This is a genomic window from Mesorhizobium sp. SEMIA396, assembly GCF_024518615.1.
Taxonomy (GTDB): domain Bacteria; phylum Pseudomonadota; class Alphaproteobacteria; order Rhizobiales; family Rhizobiaceae; genus Mesorhizobium.
The window spans coordinates 14041-31499 of the sequence record NZ_JANIFC010000001.1 but is presented as its reverse complement, the minus strand read 5'-3'; the positions used below and the strand labels follow the sequence as shown (position 1 = coordinate 31499).

17 protein-coding genes and 1 pseudogene are annotated in these 17459 nt (G+C 63.4%); 7 read left to right on the top strand and 11 right to left on the bottom strand.

What is annotated here, in order from left to right; genetic code table 11:
- Positions 1-193: 193 nt before the first annotated feature.
- From NP503_RS00165 to NP503_RS00155, 3 genes are all read left to right on the top strand, one after another.
- A complete protein-coding gene (locus tag NP503_RS00165; RefSeq protein WP_127268100.1) occupies positions 194-457 on the top strand; it encodes a YMGG-like glycine zipper-containing protein in 264 nt (87 codons plus the stop codon).
- A gap of 52 nt (positions 458-509) precedes the next feature.
- Entirely contained in the window at positions 510-1145 is a 636-nt protein-coding gene (locus tag NP503_RS00160) for an outer-membrane lipoprotein carrier protein LolA (protein ID WP_127268099.1), read from the top strand.
- Between the two features lie 92 nt (positions 1146-1237).
- The gene (locus NP503_RS00155; RefSeq protein WP_127268098.1) at positions 1238-1447 is read left to right on the top strand and encodes a hypothetical protein; all 210 of its coding nucleotides are present in this window, start codon (positions 1238-1240) and stop codon (positions 1445-1447) included.
- 78 nt (positions 1448-1525) lie between these two features.
- On the opposite strand, the gene NP503_RS00150 is transcribed toward NP503_RS00155, so the two are convergent.
- Both NP503_RS00150 and NP503_RS00145 read right to left on the bottom strand, forming a co-directional pair.
- Positions 1526-1825, bottom strand: a complete 300-nt coding sequence (locus NP503_RS00150; protein WP_127268097.1) for an HlyU family transcriptional regulator — start codon at positions 1823-1825, stop codon at positions 1526-1528.
- A gap of 112 nt (positions 1826-1937) precedes the next feature.
- On the bottom strand, positions 1938-2627 hold the full coding sequence (locus NP503_RS00145; RefSeq protein WP_127268096.1) for a PadR family transcriptional regulator: 690 nt from the start codon (positions 2625-2627) through the stop codon (positions 1938-1940).
- 269 nt (positions 2628-2896) lie between these two features.
- Here NP503_RS00145 and NP503_RS00140 point away from each other — a divergent pair, with 269 nt between their 5' ends.
- A complete protein-coding gene (locus NP503_RS00140; RefSeq protein WP_127268095.1) occupies positions 2897-3154 on the top strand; it encodes a DUF2798 domain-containing protein in 258 nt (85 codons plus the stop codon).
- A 66-nt stretch (positions 3155-3220) separates the two neighbouring features.
- On the opposite strand, the gene NP503_RS00135 is transcribed toward NP503_RS00140, so the two are convergent.
- From NP503_RS00135 to NP503_RS00105, 7 genes are all read right to left on the bottom strand, one after another.
- Positions 3221-3589 carry a thiol-disulfide oxidoreductase DCC family protein gene (locus tag NP503_RS00135; protein WP_127271346.1) on the bottom strand — a complete coding sequence of 123 codons (369 nt, stop codon included), beginning with the start codon at positions 3587-3589 and terminating at the stop codon, positions 3221-3223.
- Entirely contained in the window at positions 3590-4654 is a 1065-nt protein-coding gene (locus tag NP503_RS00130) for a DMT family transporter (protein ID WP_127271344.1), read from the bottom strand.
- 26 nt (positions 4655-4680) lie between these two features.
- Complete coding sequence (locus NP503_RS00125; protein ID WP_127271342.1) at positions 4681-4950, bottom strand: DUF333 domain-containing protein; 270 nt, start codon at positions 4948-4950, stop codon at positions 4681-4683.
- 107 nt (positions 4951-5057) lie between these two features.
- A complete protein-coding gene (locus NP503_RS00120; RefSeq protein WP_127271340.1) occupies positions 5058-5351 on the bottom strand; it encodes a GYD domain-containing protein in 294 nt (97 codons plus the stop codon).
- A 181-nt stretch (positions 5352-5532) separates the two neighbouring features.
- Positions 5533-7554: an RNA polymerase sigma factor RpoD gene (gene rpoD, locus NP503_RS00115; protein ID WP_013530149.1), complete on the bottom strand. Its 2022-nt coding sequence runs from the start codon at positions 7552-7554 to the stop codon at positions 5533-5535.
- 423 nt (positions 7555-7977) lie between these two features.
- The gene (gene dnaG / locus NP503_RS00110) at positions 7978-9912 is read right to left on the bottom strand and encodes a DNA primase (protein ID WP_127271338.1); all 1935 of its coding nucleotides are present in this window, start codon (positions 9910-9912) and stop codon (positions 7978-7980) included.
- Between the two features lie 136 nt (positions 9913-10048).
- Entirely contained in the window at positions 10049-10429 is a 381-nt protein-coding gene (locus tag NP503_RS00105) for an RcnB family protein (RefSeq protein WP_127270906.1), read from the bottom strand.
- Positions 10430-10817: 388 nt separating this feature from the next.
- Here NP503_RS00105 and NP503_RS00100 point away from each other — a divergent pair, with 388 nt between their 5' ends.
- Positions 10818-12482, top strand: coding sequence for a Na/Pi cotransporter family protein (locus NP503_RS00100; RefSeq protein WP_127271336.1), 1665 nt, complete (start codon positions 10818-10820; stop codon positions 12480-12482).
- A gap of 148 nt (positions 12483-12630) precedes the next feature.
- On the top strand, positions 12631-13815 hold the full coding sequence (locus tag NP503_RS00095; protein WP_127271335.1) for an MFS transporter: 1185 nt from the start codon (positions 12631-12633) through the stop codon (positions 13813-13815).
- A gap of 6 nt (positions 13816-13821) precedes the next feature.
- Here NP503_RS00095 and NP503_RS00090 read toward each other — a convergent pair.
- Positions 13822-16061: pseudogene (locus tag NP503_RS00090) on the bottom strand (heavy metal translocating P-type ATPase).
- A gap of 105 nt (positions 16062-16166) precedes the next feature.
- Here NP503_RS00090 and NP503_RS00085 point away from each other — a divergent pair.
- A complete protein-coding gene (locus NP503_RS00085; protein ID WP_127269040.1) occupies positions 16167-16583 on the top strand; it encodes a helix-turn-helix domain-containing protein in 417 nt (138 codons plus the stop codon).
- Between the two features lie 249 nt (positions 16584-16832).
- Here the strand turns inward: NP503_RS00085 and NP503_RS00080 are convergent, their stop codons facing one another.
- Positions 16833-17390, bottom strand: coding sequence for a GNAT family N-acetyltransferase (locus tag NP503_RS00080; protein WP_127269044.1), 558 nt, complete (start codon positions 17388-17390; stop codon positions 16833-16835).
- Positions 17391-17459: the final 69 nt, after the last annotated feature.

Below are 17459 nucleotides of genomic sequence, written 5' to 3'. Positions count from 1 at the left end.
AGTGCGGAAGTCCACGGCCAACGTTTGCACCAAGCGACGACTTCGCGCACCCGTCCACCAGTGAGGGTACGATTTGAGCCGAAGGCGCGCGGCTCCGCCACGGCCAGGCTTGAATGGCAGGCAACGGTCGATGGATCGAAAAGCTCTCTTAAGCATTTAAGCTTTGGCTAATAGTAGCCTCAGGAGAGAAACGATGAAAAAGACGCTGCTCATTTTGAGCCTGCTCATTCCGCTCTCGGCGTGCTCCCGTACCGAACAAGGCGCCGCCGTCGGCGGCTTGGGTGGCGCGGCCGTAGGCGCCGCGGTGGCCGGAGACCCTGTGGAAGGAGCGGTTGTCGGCGGTGCGGTCGGAGCGATAGCCGGGGCGGTCATCGGCCACGCCAGCGAAGCCGGCCAGTGCAGATATCGCGATCGGTACGGCCGGGTTTACGTCGCACGGTGCCCGGACGGTTACTGATCTCAAGACGCGTGATCTCCTTCGATCACGCGTCTGCTTGGGGGTTAATCGAATGGCCTATCGGATCAAAAAGTTGCCGGGTTTCTTGTTTGCCGCTGTTGGCGCTGCCGCGTTGAATATCGCGTCCACGATTGCGATTTCGGCCGCGCCGGTTGATGCGAAGACGATTGCCGATCACTTCTCATCGGTGAAATCTATGTCAGGGGATTTCGTGCAGTCGGGCCCGAAGGCGGAAAGAAAACATGGCAGGTTTTTTCTCCAACGCCCGGGCAAGATCCGGTTCAATTATGCTGGCCAATCTGGGATCAGCGTGATTGCGGATGGTAAATCCCTGGTGGTTTACAACAGGAAACTGAAGACATCGCGGCTCTATGCTCTCTCGAAGACGCCGCTGAAGCTGCTGCTCGACAACAAGGTCGACTTCTCCGGCAGTCGCCTCAAGAGCATCAGAGACGACGGCGCCCAAGTTACCGTCAAGCTGGCCGACAGATCGGCTTTCGGCAATTCGAACATCTCCATGGTGTTCGACAGAAAATCGCTCGATCTGCGCAGATGGAGCCTCACCGACGAGAAGGGACTTACCACAACGGTGACTATATCGAATGTGAAGCAGGGCGTTCGCGCTCCCGAGGGCACCTTCGTTATCGATTATGCGGCGAACCGTGAATTCAACACCACAACGAAATAGCGGCGGCCGCAGAATGGTCACAGCACCGGAACCAATATGATCAGCGGCGGTTTAATCCGTGAAGGGACCGGAACCGCAAAGGACGCGGCACAATGATTGAAATTCACAGCATCGAAGCGGCCAACGCCAGACTGCGCATAAGGAGAGCTGAGCACTCTCTGAAGCGCGCGAATGACTTGCTGGACGAGGAAGGCGGCGTCGCTCTTAATCTGGCATTGTGCGGCCGGATAAGGGCCGCGAGAAGGCATCTGATCGAGGCCAGGGCCCGCCTGATGACGATCGATCCCGCCAGGACGAGTTGATCCGCCGGCGGTCGTAGGTCAACCCGGACCGAGAGGTCCATCGTGGCGCAAAGGCCCGCATGGACCTGTGGCGGTGATCTACCCAAAAATCCGGTCGCCCTGCTCGTCGACCAGTTGGATGCCCTTCTTGATCGAGATGTCGACGGCGTCGTCGAGCCCGGCGAAACGGTCGGCACGGATGAATTTGTGTTCCTTCACCACACCGTCGATCTCCTTGGAGACGACGCCGCACGTCTGGTATTGGCCATCCGCCTTGTAGGGCGTGGCGCTGATCAGGAAGCCCTTGTGCTCGACCTGCTTAGCTGGCGCTGCACTTGTTGGTCCAGCCGTTTCGGCTCCGCTGGCGCCACCGCCGAAAAGACGCTTCAGAAAAGACATCGGGCTTCCTCCAACAGCATTCATCCCGCACCATGTAGAGTGACGCGGGATGAATTTCACTATCGGTCCTTGGCCCAGCGGGCAAGGGCTGCGTCCGGTCGGCTGGACGAGCTTACTTGCGCGACAGCGCTTCCAGCGCCTCGGCGGCGGCTTCGAGGATGGCGATCGCCTCGGCCTGCTTGTCGGCCGGGGCGTCGACGAAGTCACCCAGAGCCGCGCGCAGTCGGTGGCGGACTGCGCGGAATTCGTCGCGCGCTTCCGAACGATCCCCGCGGCTACCCCGGCCGCCACGACGCCCGCCCTCTTCACTCTCGTCGTTCCAGCCGAACCAGTCGCGCGCCTTGGCCATTTTGCGGCCGAAGCGCTCTAGATGGTCGAGCACGCCATCGATCATCTCGCGGTTGTCGGCGAGATGCGCCTGGCCAGCTTCGGTGATCGAAAACACCTTCTTGTTGCCGTCGGCGGCGGAGGCGGCATAGCCGGCCTCTTCCAGGAAGGTCAGCGTCGGGTAGACCACGCCCGGGCTCGGGCTGTAAATGCCGCTGGTGCGCTCTTCCAGGGCCTTGATGATGTCGTAACCGTGGCGCGGCGCCTCGGCCAGCAGCGACAACGTGATCAGCTTGAGGTCGCCGTCGGCCAGCATGCGCCCGGCGCGGAACATGTCGCCCGGGCCGCCGCGCCCGCCACCGCGACCGCCCTGCCCGAACGGGCCAAAACCGCCGCCCCCTCTGCCACCAAATTTGCCGGCCATGTGCATGAACATGCGTTCGCCGAAATGATTGTTCCCAAAATGTTTGTGCATTGATTGCTCCTTGAGTTGTATCTTACGATATATCTTAATTAGGCAAGCCAATCGATGGAGTCAAGATATATCTTACGATGTATCTGAATGCGGCGCCAGAGGCTTGCTTTCACTGGAACGTGCCGCTAGAAGGCCGGCGAGCGCCTCGGCTGCTCCGTAAGCGTCTGACGTCAAGCAACGCATCCCAACCCGGTCTTCCGGGCAATTTTGCCGGCCACGGCGAATGGATGCCAATGCGACGGACCGGACACTTTCAGGGAACACCCGAAATGAATGCAAGATATCAGCGCAGGAAACTGCCTGCGCGCTATGCCGCTGTTCTCAGCCCGCTGGTGCTGTCGCTGTTGATGACCTTCATCGTCTCGTTCATCTCGACGTTGAAAAGCCTTGGCTTCCACCCCGAGCTGCCGTCCATCTGGCTGACCGCCTGGGGCCTGTCCTGGCTGGTGGCGTTTCCAACGCTGCTGCTGGTGCTGCCGATAGTGCGCCGCATCGTCGGCGCGCTCTGCGAGCCGGCCAGCCGATAGCTCACACGAAAAAGGTCCGGAGATGTCCTCCGGACCTTTTGCCCTGCGGTCATCAATGACGAACCGCTACCAGCGACCCTTGCGCCGGTTCCAGGCATAGAGAAGATCGGCGAAGCGGTCGTAGGCAAAGCGTGTCAGCGGCAAGATAAACGGATTGCCGAACACCATCGCCAGCCAGCCCTCGCCTGGCGTTGCCTGCCAAACGGCAATCGCGACATCGGCGCCGACCAGCAGCCTGCCCGCCGCATCGGTGGCGTGCAGCCGGCGGCGGATGTCGTCAAGCGACGCGCCATGTCCGGTAAGCGCTGCCGGTTCAAGATTGATGTCTCGGAACTCGATCCGCCCGGCCTTGACCGCCTCGATCAGCCGCCGCTTCTGCCTGCCGATACCGGCATCGCAGACCGGGCAGCGAGTGTTGTACCAGACGGTCAGCATTTATCCGTGGCCATGCCTGTGGTGCAGGTCGGGATAATGTGGATGCCGGTGGCGCATCGGCGCATGCCGGTGCCAGTGCGAATGCGGCTCACTCACCGGCCCGTCATGATGGTGCTGGTGGTGCTCATCATGCACATGGCTGTGCTCGTGCTCCAATTCCTCATGATCGTGCTCGTGCTCATGGCGTTCCGACAGATGCAGCCACAGGCCAACGCCCATCAGAACTCCGGCGGCCGCCAGCTTGAGCGTGACGGCGTCACCCAGGATGGCGATTGCCAGCAACGCGCCGATGAAGGGAGCGAGCGAGTAATAGGCCCCTGTCCGCGCGGTGCCCAGATGACGCAGCGCCACGATGAACATCACCAGGCTGACCCCGATGCCGAAGAAACCGACTGCGGCGGTCGCTGCAATAACCGACGCCGGGGGAAACAAGGCCCCGCCGGCAAGCGCCAGCCCGACATTGACGACACCCGCCACCAGCCCTTTGAGCATGGCGATCACCACCGGGTCGGTGGCGGAGATCCTGCGCGTGAAATTGTTGTCGATCCCCCAGGCCAGACAAGCCCCTGCCACCATCAGGGCGCCACGGTTGAAGGCGACGCCCTCACCTTGCCACGACAGAAGAATGGCACCCGCCAGAATGGCGAAAGCGCCAAAAAGCAGGCGCCGGTCGACATTCTCGCGATAGACGAGCCAGGCGATCGCCATCGTCGCCAGCCCTTCCAGGTTGAGCAGCAGCGCCGAACTGGACGCCGTGTTGAGGGTCAAGCCGAACATCAGCAGCACCGGCGCGATAACGCCGCCCATGCCGATCGCCAGCGCCAGCCAGGGAACATCCCCAGCGGTCAGTTGCGCCTCCCCGGCCGCGGCCTGCCTGCCCCGAAGCAGGCGGTACAGAGCCAGCCCAAGACCGGCACCGAGATAGAGCAGGCCGGCCAGCATGAAGGGATTGACGCCATTGAGCAGCAGCTTGCTGAGCGGCGGCGTCGCCCCGAACAGGGCGGCAGAGCCAAGCGCGAGTGGCACGCCGGGCCACAGATGCGAATGGGAATGCGGTTCGGACATGATCTCACCCTATGATGGCAGGTGTGTCACTTGCGGCGCATGGCCGCCTTCGGCCCGATGCACTTGTTGTCGCGAAACAGCGCCCACTCCTCGCAAAGGCGCCCATTGGGCAAGCGGCAAAACCCATATTCGTTGCCGGCCTTGTCCTTCCTGATCACCAGGCGCCCGCCGATATCGCCACAATGGACGGATGCCGGATTGGCCATGCCGACCGGTTTTTGCGCACTGGCGCCGGCGGAAAACGGCAGCGGCGACAAAGCGGCAAAGCTGGCGACCAATATCGAAACCTTCTTCATCGCGATCTCCCCGGCCGCATTCTATCACGGCGAAGCGCCCCGTCTTGCGGCAAAGCGCCACCAGGCCGGCACCAACCAGCGACGTTCGAGAAACCCTGCCGATTCCTTCACCCGAGCGAGGTGATGATCTCGCGGTAGGCTAGTTCGGGAAAGGCCTTCAGCGTCCGCGTCCTGACATTGCCCGCTGCCGCCAGCATCAGCGAGAAGCGCGCCAGCACCGCGTCGTCGGGCGCTTCGACCACAGCCACCATATCGTATTCGCCCATGGTCAGGTAGAACGCTTTGAACGACCCGCCCATGTCTCCCAGTTGCCTCCTGGCGGCGTCGAGCCGCTTCGGTGACTCGCGTATGTTCCTGGCACCCTGCTCCGTCCAGTTCATCAGCACGATGTAGCTTGTCATGGCACACCTCCCTCCGGGGCCACGGAGCACGGCGGCTTCGCCGGGGCGGGCATCCGGGTTGTCGCCCAGAAAATGCATCCGACACCGAAATTATCCTCCCGAAGGGCCTGGCCCGCAAGAGTGCGTCGCACAACAAAAAAGGGCGCCATTGGCGCCCTTGAACTCTTTGCATCGGTAAGTCTCAGCTATCCAGGAAGCTGCGCAGCTTGCGCGACCTGCTCGGGTGCTTGAGCTTGCGCAGCGCCTTGGCTTCGATCTGGCGGATACGCTCGCGGGTGACCGAGAACTGCTGGCCGACTTCTTCCAGCGTGTGGTCGGTGTTCATGCCGATACCGAAGCGCATTCTGAGCACGCGCTCCTCGCGCGGCGTCAGCGAGGCCAGCACGCGCGTGGTGGTCTCGCGCAGATTGGCCTGGATCGCCGCGTCGATCGGCAGGATCGCCATCTTGTCTTCGATGAAATCGCCCAGATGCGAATCCTCCTCGTCGCCGACCGGCGTTTCGAGCGAGATCGGCTCCTTGGCGATCTTCAGGACCTTGCGCACCTTTTCGAGCGGCATGGCAAGCTTTTCGGCCAGTTCTTCCGGCGTCGGTTCGCGGCCGATCTCGTGCAGCATCTGGCGCGAGGTGCGCACGATCTTGTTGATCGTCTCGATCATGTGCACCGGAATACGGATGGTGCGCGCCTGATCGGCGATCGAACGCGTGATCGCCTGCCGGATCCACCACGTCGCATAGGTCGAGAACTTGTAGCCGCGGCGGTATTCGAATTTGTCGACCGCCTTCATCAGGCCGATATTGCCTTCCTGGATCAGGTCGAGGAACTGCAGGCCGCGATTGGTGTATTTCTTGGCGATGGAGATGACGAGGCGCAGATTGGCTTCGACCATTTCCTTCTTGGCGATCGCCGCTTCGCGCTCGCCTTTCTGCACCTGATTGACGATCTTGCGGAATTCCAGGATCGAGATCGCCGTTTCGGTGGCGAGGTTCTGGATCTCGGCGCGCAGGTCCTTGATCGCATCCTTCTCGTTCTTGGTGAATTCCTTCCAGCCGCGCGAGGTCAGATTGCCGATCGAGCGCGTCCAGTTCGGGTCGAGCTCGGAACCCTGATATTCCTTCAGGAACTCTTCGCGGCGCACGCCGTAGCTTTCGGCCAGCCTGAGCAGCTTGCCTTCGTTCTGCACCAGGCGCTTGTTGATGTCGTAGAGTTGCTCGACCAGCGCCTCGATGCGCGCCGTGTTGAGCGACAGCGACTTCACCGCCTTGATCAGCTGGTCCTTGAGCTCCTTCAGCCGGCGGTCCTGGCTGGGCGACAGCGTGCCGGCGGCGGCCAGACGGTTCTCGACCTGCTGGTCCTGCAGCTTGCGCAGCTTTTTGTAGGTGTCGGCGATAACGTCGAGCGTCTCCATCACCTGGGGGCGGAGTTCCGCTTCCATCGCGGCCAGCGACAGGCTCGCTTCGTCCTCGTCTTCGTCGTCGTCATCCGTCAGCCCGCGCGTATCGGCGCCGACATTCGTGATGTCGTCTTCGTCGTCGCGCGAACGGCGCGGCTTGTCCTCGACCTTGGCTTCCTCGACGCGCTCGACCACCGGCGCCTGTTTGGCCTCGGGGCCGGCATAGGTGGCTTCGAGATCGATGATCTCACGCAGCAGGATTTTGGATTCGTTGAGTTCGTCGCGCCAGATGATGATGGCCTGGAAGGTCAGCGGGCTTTCGCACAGACCCGCGATCATCGTCTCGCGGCCGGCCTCGATGCGCTTGGCGATGGCAATTTCGCCCTCGCGCGACAACAGCTCGACCGAGCCCATCTCGCGCAGATACATGCGCACCGGATCGTCGGTGCGATCGGTCGGTTCTTTCTTGGTGGTGGTGGCGGCGACCGCGGTGCCGGTCTGCTCAGCCAACTCGTTGGCGTCTTCCTCGGCATCGGCCGCGGTGTCGGCGGCCTCGGGCTCCTCGCCCTGCTCGTCGTCCTCGACCACGTTGATGCCCATGTCGGACAGCATCGCCATCGTGTCCTCGATCTGCTCGGAGGTCACTTCCTCTGAGGGCAGCACCGAATTCAGCTCGTCCATGGTGACATAGCCGCGCTTCTTGGCGGCCTTGATCATCTTCTTGACAGCATCATCGGAAAGGTCGAGCAGAGGGCCATCGGTGGCGCCTTCGCGTTCGGTTTCGACCTCTTCCTTTTCCTTTGTCGCCATAGTCTTTATCTTCTCCTAGCGGCCGAACTTCAAAGCCGCGTAAGCTGTCGGACCAGTCAAATCGGGTGCGCTCGCTTATGAAACGCGCTTCACCGGGCCAGTAACTGCATCAACTCGTTTCGTTTGGTGTATGTCGTTGCCCAAATCGGGTTTCCCCTTTTGGGCGACATGCATTAAGTCCAGATTAACCCTGATATCTGTGGCAGGCGGGCTGCCTGTCCAGTGACCAGTACCTCACATCGCTTATTTCCCGTCGACGCGGGTTCGGGTTAACGTTTCGAATCGTCCTGATTCCGCCAATCTGCCAGAAGGTCAAGCGCCTCTCGCATGATTCGCATGAAAAAAGCGAATCAATTACCCGACTTAGCCCGTTACGCGCCATTTGGACGCGCAACGACGCTTTCTCAATTCACTCGCTTCCAACTAAGCTCGCCCAGCCCTGCCCGAGGAGACGCCAAACCCTTCGATCAGCGCTTCCGTGGCCTGCACATCCTGGAATTGCGCCTGAATTTCGATCAGATGCCGGTAGTTTTCGTCTGTGGGATCGGTGGCGAGCGCCGCTTCCGCCTGTTTCAGCTCCTTATGTAAGGTGCGCGCGCTGCGCTGCAAGTGCAGCGCCTGGCTGAAAGCATCGCGGGCATCTTCAAGGGCGGCGGTCTCCAGCGCCGGCCATTGCCGCATCCGCCGGATCAGCCCGACGGCCCGCTCCCAGATATCGGCACAGCCGGCGCGTTCGATCGTCGCAATCACCGCCTGACGGTCATTGGCCATGTCATGCGCCATCGCATCGAGGATTGCCGCATGCAGCCGCCTCAGGTCGGAGTTGGCGAGATCGAGGAACTCGATATGGGCGAAATTCTCGTCGATCAGCGCCGGATGGTTGATCAACGCCACGATGATCGTCGCCTCGCGCACCGACATCCCCTCGCCGCCGCGTTTGACCAAAGCCGACTGGCCGAGGCTTTCGGTGATCGCAATGCGGCCGCCACCGCCTTTGGCGAACTGCCCGCCGGGCGCGGCCGTCTTGCCCTGGCCCTGTTTCCAGTCCTGCCGACCTTGACGCCCACTGCGCTGCGAGCCGAAGAAGCTCAGCACACGCTCGCGCATCTCCTGCTGGTAGTGGTAGCGCAGGCTTTCGTCGCGGATGCGGCTGGTCAGCTCGCGCAGCGTCTTCTCGAGTTCGGCCCGCCGCTCCGGCGTATCGAAGACGCCGCCCGCCGTCTCACGCATCCACAAAAGGTCGACCAGCGGCCGCGCCTCGGCCAGCACGCGACGAAACGCATCCGGTCCTTCGGCCTTGACCAGATCGTCGGGATCCTTGCCTTCCGGCAGCAGCGCGAAGCGCGCCGAACGGCCGGCCTGCACAGATGGCAGCGCCATGTCGGCGGCCCGCCACGCTGCCTTCAGCCCGGCCTTGTCGCCGTCGAAGCACAGCATCGGCTCCGGCGCCATGCGCCAGAGCAGTTCGAGCTGGTTCTCGGTAAGCGCGGTGCCGAGCGGCGCCACGACATTCTCGAAGCCGGCCTGCGCCAGCGCGATCACGTCCATATAGCCTTCGACGGCGATGACCGTGCCGCCCTTGGCCAAGGCCTTGCGGGCGCGGGCGAAATTATAGAGTACGTTGCCCTTGTGGAAGAGCTCGGTGTCAGGCGAGTTCATGTATTTGGCCAGCGCGTCCGGCTGCAAAGCACGGCCGCCGAAGGCGATGATCTTGCCCCGGGAATCCGGAATCGGGAACATGATGCGGTCACGGAACCAGTCATAGGAAACCGGGATGTCGTCGCCGTGGCGTACCAGTCCACAAGCCTCGATGTCGGCCTTGGGCACGCCCTTGGCGGCGAGATGCTCCTTCAGCGCATTGCGGCTGTCGGGCGCAAAACCGAGCCGGAACGATTGCTGCGTCGCCGGCGTCAGTCCGCGGTCGCGCAGATAGGCACGCGCCTTGGCGCCTTCCGGCCCCTGCAGCCGTTCCTGGAAGAAGGTGGTGGCCATCTCCATGACGTCTGTCAGGCTGGCGCGTTCCTTTTCGCGCCGCTCCTCCTGCGCATCGCGAACCGGCATCGGCACACCGGCCATGTCGGCGATCTTTTCGACCGCTTCGGGAAAGCTCATCCCATCGAGTTCGGTGAGGAACTTGAAATGATCGCCCGAAACCGAACAGCCGAAACAGTGATAGCGGCCCTTTTTGTCCTCGCAGTGGAAGGACGGGCTCTTCTCGCCATGAAACGGGCAGCACGCCCAATAGTCGCCGCGCGGCGCGTTGGTTTTCTTCCTGTCCCACGCAACGCGCTGGCCGATCACCGATGAAATCGGCACGCGGTCGCGTATCTCGTCGAGGAAGGCGGGTGGAAAGCGCATCGGGGAACTCGTTTCCCGATTATATAATCATACCCGCGAAATCCGACGACCCTTAATGCGGGCCATACCCGGTTTCCACAGGCAAAAGAGGCGGCCGTTGCGGGCCGCCTCTTTCCAATATCCGCCTGGGGAGCGATCAGTGCGCGGCAAGCGCGCCGAAAATGACGCCGGAGAGCACACCGACCAACACATAGTCGTTGCCGACGCGGATCCATTCCTGGCCGCGGCCGGGACGATGCAGGCCGTAGCGGCCGTAGTCGCGGATCGGCTGGTGCTGTCTCCAGCCTGAATATTTGTGGCCGTTGCGCCAGTTGTTGCGCTTTACGATGACCTTCTTATGGATGACGCGCTTCTGGATGAAGCGCTTCTTGACATCCCTGTTGGTGGGCTTTTGCCAGTCGACCTGGCTGTAGTTCGACTGCGGAGCGTTCGGTGCGTTCAGCGGTGCGGCTTGGCCGGTGAGCGACGTAGCGGCCAGCATCGAGAAAGCGAGTGCGGAAAGGACAATGCGTTTCAAGAGAAGTCTCCTTGGTTGTCGATGCCAGAGGAATAGCGGGCCACCGATGAACCGAAACTGAACGCCTGCATTACAATTGCGTAATGAATTCCTTGATTTACCCGATAGAGCTGAACATAATCGCAAAGGTCAGGAGTCTGTCGCGCTGCTAACTCGGCCTATCCGTTGCTTCGCGTCCGCCCCGCAATGCAACCATTTGCGCGTCCGTCCATTTTCCGACACCGCCCGTCGCGCTGCAACGGCCCTTGAAATCGACAAGATTTTATTATCCGGCTAAAATATTCGAGCTATTATAAGCCACCGCCATGAACATGATTCGTACCCTCGTTTTCCCTTCTGATCGCCACGCCAAACAGGACGCGCATCCGGTTTGCATGCGGGGGACGAAATGAGCGGGTCCGTCGTCCTTCTGCATCTGGCCGGCGCCGTGGCGCTGATGCTGTTTGCCACCCGCATGGTGAAGACCGGCGTCGAACGCGCCTATGGCGACGTGCTGCGCCATCGCCTGCGCGCCACCATGCGCAATCCGATCATGGCGGTGCTGGCCGGCACCGGCCTTGCCATCGCCCTGCAAAGCTCCACCGCCGTCACGCTGCTGGTCGGCTCCTTCGCCGGCTCTGGCATCGTCTCGGGCGCCGCGGGCCAATTGGCAGTGCGCGGCGCCGAGATCGGCTCTGCGCTGGTGGTCAAGCTGCTGACCTTCGACCTCACCTTGCTGGTGCCGCTGTGCCTGATCACCGGCACGGTCATGTTCATGGCCACCGAGCGGCGCGACTGGCGCCAGACCGGCCGCATTCTGGTCGGCATCGGCCTTTTGATCCTGTCGCTGGAGATGATCGGACAGGCGTCTGAGCCGCTGCGCAACAGCCAGCTCATGCCGGTCATCATCAACTACTTCTCGACCGATTCCATCACCGCCTATCTGCTGGCGGCGCTGATCACCTGGCTGTTCCAGTCGAGCATCGCGGCGGTGCTGTTGATGGCGACGCTGGCGGGCCGCGGCCTGATCACGCCTGAACTCGGCGTCGTTCTTATCCTCGGCGTCAATCTCGGCTCCTCGATCATCGCGCCGATGCTGACCCGCTCGTCGAGCCCCGAGGTGCGCGTCGTGCCGATCGGCAACCTCCTGATGCGCGGGCTTGGTTCGCTTGTCATGCTGATCCTGGTCATGATCTTCAGGCCGCACTTCGCCTTTCTCGGTTCGACGGCGGCGGACCAGATCGTCAATGCCCACATCCTGTTCAATGTGCTGATCCTGCTCGCCGGCCTGCCGCTGGCAGGGTTTGTCTACCGCGCTTCGGAGAAGATCGTCGCACTTGGCATCAAGCCCGTGCCGGCCGCCTCGCTTGACGTCGTCGAGCTGTCCGCGCTCAACGAAAGCGCGCTCGACGTGCCGAGCCAGGCGCTTGCCAATGCCACCCGCGAGGTGGTGCGGGTCTGCGAGACGATCGAGATCATGCTCAAGCGCATCATCGAACTCTATGAAAGCGCCGACGCCGACAAGATTAAAGCGCTGGCCGCACTCGACGACCGCGTCGACCGCAAGCACGCCGCGATCAAGCTCTACCTCGCCAAGTTGACCAGGAACGCGCTGACCGAGGACGAGGCGCTGCGCTGCCAGGAGCTGATCGGCGCCTGCGTCAAGCTGGAGCAGGTCGGCGACATCATCGTGCGCAACATGCTGGTGCATGTGAAAAAGAAGTTCGAGCGCGGACTGGAATTCACCGACGAGGGCTGGGCCGAGCTGTGCGCCTTCCATAGCTCGGTGCTGGCCAATGCGCGGCTTGCCTTCAACGTTCTGGTGTCGCGCGATCCCGAGACCGCCCGCCAGTTGGTGCTGGAAAAAGACCGGCTTCGCGACCGCGAAAAAGAAACCAGCGCCAGCCATTTCGTGCGCCTGCGCGACGGCACTGCCAAGAGCGTCGAGACCAGCTCGATCCATCTCGACACCATCCGCGACCTGAAGCAGATCAATTCGCTGCTGGCCTCGATGGCCTATCCGGTGCTCGAAGAGCGCGGTCTGCTGACTGGATCCAGGTTGAAGGCGAGCTGAGAAGCAGCCGATCTCCCCCCTCGTGAGGGAGATTGGCACTTCATCGCCTCGCGCCCCCACTGAAGAAAACCTAAACTCGCGACAAAAATTTCTGGATTGCCCGCGACGCTCATCCGTGGTTTGAGGCCGTTCCAGCTAAGGCTTCCCCATGTCGCTTCCGCTCATTGCGCTGTTCATCGCCGCCTTTGCCTTCGGCACCACTGAATTCGTCATTGCCGGCGTGCTGCCGCAAGTGGCGGAAGGGCTCGGCGTCTCGGTTCCCTCGGCCGGCTATCTCGTCTCCGGCTATGCCTGCGGCATCGCCATCGGCGGTCCACTGCTGGCGCTCGCCACCAAGTCGCTGTCGCGCAAGAGCCTGCTGCTCGGCCTCGCCATCGCCTTCACCATCGGCCAGGCGGCTTGCGCGCTGGCGCCCGACTTCACCTCGATGCTACTGTTGCGCATTGCCGTGGCGGTCGCGCATGGCGCCTATTTCGGCGTCGCCATGGTCGTCGCCGTGGGTCTCGTGCGCGAGGACCAGCGCGGCATGGCTGTCGCCGTCATCCTGTCTGGCCTCACCGTCTCCAACGTCATCGGCGTGCCGGCCGGCACCGCGATCGGCAACATCTGGGGCTGGCGCGCCACCTTCTGGGTGATGTGCGCGCTCGGCGTGGCGGCAACGCTTGCCATGGCAGCCCTGTTGCCGCGCACCACCGGCTCATCGGCCAGGCCTGCCGGTTTCGCCCGCGAGGTCCGTGTGCTGTCCCGCCAGCAGGTCTGGACTTCGCTGATCCTGATGCTGATGCTGATGATCGGCCAGTTCGGCCTGTTCACCTACATCACCCCGACACTGCTGGAAGTCACCGGGCTCGACGAGAACCTGGTGCCATGGGTGCTGCTGCTCAACGGCGTCGGTGCCACCCTGGGAGTCTTCCTCGGCGGCAAGCTCTCCGACTGGAAGCTGATGCCGTCATTGATCACCATGCTGGCCTTGCAGGCGGTGACGCTGGCCGTCATCTACGCCGTCAGCCCTTATCCCCTGCCGATGGTTGTGGCGATCGTCGTCTGGGGCGGCCTCAACTTCGCCATCGGCACACCGATCCAGACCCGCATCCTGGCCTGGACGGCGGACGCCTCGAACCTCGCCTCGTCGCTCATTCCGTCCGGCTTCAATGTCGGCATCGCGCTGGCCGCGTCGTTGGGCGCCGCGATGCTGAACAGCGGCTATGGCTACCGCAGCCTGCCGCTGCTCGGCGCCATAGCCATGCTGGTCGCCGTCGCGGTGGCGCTGGCATCCTATGTCTGGGAAGGGCGCAGCAACGCCACGCCGCCGCTGACGGCCCCAGCGGAATAGACCACTTCACCCGCGCCAGCGCAGCAGGCGCATGGCGTTGGCGGTGACCAGCACCGTGGCGCCGGTATCGGCCAGGATCGCCGGCCACAGGCCGGTGATGCCCAAAATGGTCGTGACCAGGAACACCGCCTTCAGCCCGAGCGCAACGCTGATGTTCTGGCCGATATTGGCCATCACCGCCCGCGACAGTTTTACCATCCGCGCGACGTCCATGACGCGGCCATGCAGGATCGCCGCGTCCGCCGTCTCCAGCGCCACATCGGTGCCGCCGCCCATGGCGATGCCGATGTCGGCGGCGGCGAGCGCCGGTGCGTCGTTGATGCCATCGCCGACCTTGGGATCTTCAGCCCTTCGCGCTGCAATTCACCGATGATGCGCTGCTTGTCCTGAGGCAACAGCTCCGCCCGAGCCTCGATGCCGAGCGAAGCGGCAATGGCTTGCGCCGTGCGGCGATTGTCGCCGGTCAGCATGATCGTGCGGATGCCTTCGGCCTTAAGCGCCGCAATGCCGGCCGCCGCATCCGGTCGCGGCTCGTCGCGCATGGCGATCAGCCCTGCCACCACGCCGTCGGCGACCAGCACTGACACGGTCTTGCCCTGCCCGTTGAGGCTGTCGACGGCGAGGCGCTGCACTTGCGTCATGTCGGCGCGTTCGCCCACCGCCGGACCGGAGCCGAGGAAGACGGCGACGCCACCGACGCTGCCCTCGACACCTTTGCCCGAGATCGCCTTCGCCGCCAGAGCCGGCGGCACCGGCGCACCATCAGCCTTGGCCCTGTCGAGGATCGCCATGGCCAGCGGATGGCTGGAACCCTGCTCGAGCGCCGCCGCCAGCGCCAGCACGGTGCGTTCATCGCGGCCATAGGCCATGATGTCGGTGACGACAGGCTTGCCCGCCGTCAGTGTGCCGGTCTTGTCGAAGGCCACCGCCGTGATCCGGCGAAAGCCCTCCAGCACCGCACCACCTTTCATCAACAGACCACGCCGCGCGCCGGTCGCAAGACCTGCGGCTATCGCCGCCGGCGTCGAGATGACGAGCGCGCAGGGGCAACCGATCAGCAGGATCGCCAGGCCCTTGTAGATCCATTCGTTCCAGTCGCCGCCAATGAGCAGCGGCGGCAACAGCGCAACCAGCGCGCCGACCGCCAGCACCGCCGGGGTGTAGGTGCGCGAGAAGCGGTCGATGAAGCGTTCGGTCGGTGCCTTGGCTTCCTGCGCCTCCTCCACAAGCCGCACGATTCGGGCGATGGTGTTGTCGGACGCGGCAGCCGTCACGCGAACCCTGAGCACGCCGTCTGTGCTAATGGTGCCGGCAAAGACGGCGTCCGCGACGCCCTTGCGCTTGGGCGTGCTCTCGCCGGTCACCGGCGCCTCGTCGATATCGCTCGATCCCTCGATGATCTCGCCATCGGCCGGGATGCGGTCGCCCGGCCGCACCAGGATGATGTCGCCGACGCCGAGATCTTCGGCGGGAATCTCAGATGTGCCGCCCGCCCGCTCGACCAGTGCCGTCTTCGGCACCAGATCGGCAAGCCCCTGGATGCTCGCCCGTGCGCGGCCGGCGGCGACACCTTCCAGAAGTTCGCCGATCAGGAACAGCACCACCACGGCGGCCGCTTCTTCCGTGGCGCCGATCATCACGGCGCCTATCGCCGCGATGGTCATCAGCATCTCGATCGAGAACGGCGTGCCGGCCAATGCCGCCATCAGCGCGCGCCGCGCGATCGGCATCAGGCCGACCAGCAGCGCGCCCAGGAACACCCAACGCTCAGCCACTGGGAACAGATGGCCGATGCCATAGGCGGCGAGAAGCGCTGCCGCGCAGGCCAGCGTCAGCACTGCCCGGCGGGAACGCCACCACGCCTGCCCCGGCTCGGCATGGCTGTGAAGGTGGGTAGAGCCAGCGGTCTGCTGGCCCGCCGACATGCCACCATGATCGTGACCTTCGTGATCGTGGCCCTCATGATCGGGATCAGCGTGGTCATGCGCTTTGGCCGCCGGTGCACGCCCATCGGCCTTGACGATGCCATAGCCCAGCCGCGCCACCTGCTGCAGCACTTTGTCTTCCGGCAGTGCGCCGCCGTGGCTGACCGTCATGCTGGCGCCGGTCACCGAAACCGAGACATCGGCGACGCCGTCGAGGCGACGCACCGCCGTATCGATCTTGGCCGCGCAGGAGGCGCAGTCCATGCCGCCGATCTTGAACCGTGTCTGCCTGATTGTTTCCTGCTTGAGGAGCGTCGTCATCACATCACCTGCCTGTCTTGCCCGCGCGGCGTCGCCGTATGGTCTTGAATGCTGATGTCAGGCATTGTAATTGCTCTAGTGACTAGAGCTTCAAGAGGCAAATTCATGTTTTCCATCGGTGATCTCTCGCGCCGCACCGGGGTCAAGGTGCCGACCATCCGCTACTACGAGCAAATGGGCCTTGTTGCGGCACCCGAGCGCTCGGAAGGCAACCAGCGCCGCTATTCCAGGCAGGAGCTGGAGCGGTTGGCCTTCATCCGCCACGCCCGCGACCTCGGCTTCGCCGTCGAGGACATCCGCTCCCTGATCGAGTTGAGCGGCCACCCCGAGCAGCCCTGCGGCCACGCCGACAAGATCGCCGAGGAGCAACTGATCTCGGTGCGGGAAAAGATTGCCCAGTTGAAGCGGCTCGAGGCCGAGCTCGAACGCATCGCCACGTGCTGCAATGGCCAGACGGTCGGCGACTGCTACGTCATCCGCGCGCTATCGGATCATGCGCTGTGCGCCGATGAGCATGATTGAGAGGTTCGAAGGACAAGCTTACGCGTCAAAGTCGGCGCCGCCCCTCATCTGGCTGCCGCCATCTTCTCCCCGTAAACGGGGCGAAGGACGCTGTCATCAATGGTTTCGCCAATCGCCAACGTTGCAGAGATGGCACCGAGGTCGCGACCAGCCCCTTCTCCCCGTTTACGGGGAGAAGATGCCGGCAGGCAGATGAGGGGCGGCGGCGAGTTCGAAATGAGGGGGTGAACTCAATCCGACGAGATCGCCCTACAGCTCGATCCGGAACCGCAAGCTCTCCGCCCCGCCATAGGCGGCGTCCTCGAAAAAGCGTTCGACGAGCTTGCCGCCATTGGCCAGGATCACCTTGTGCGAGGCCGGATTGCCCGGCTTGGCGGTGATCTCGACGTGAGCCAGGCCGACCGCCCTCGCCTCCTCCAGCATCAGCCGCAGCGCCTCGGTGGCGTAGCCACGCCGTCGCTTCCACGGCACCACCGCATAGCCGATATGACCGAGCACATGCTTCGGCAATTCCGACGTGCCCTTCTGCCAGCGAAAGCCGATCGAGCCCGACGCCTCGCCGTCCCAGATCCAGCGGCGGAAGCCCGGTAGGCGCGGCACCTTTTTGCCGTCTGGCAAACTGATCGCGCCACCCTTGGCCTGGGGATCGTCGAGGTCGGCAAGAAAGGCCACGGGATCCTTTTCGATGGCCGCGAGCTGCTCGCGCGTCGCCTCCATCAGCCGCACATTGTCCGGCGACCAGCCGCGTTCGAGCGCCGCCTTGTAGGACGGCAGATGTTCGAGCGCGGGTTTGACGATTTCGATCATGGTGCACTGGCGGAGACGCGACACCGGCAAGATAGCATCCCTGCCCAGGAAGGCACGGTCCACCAAAGC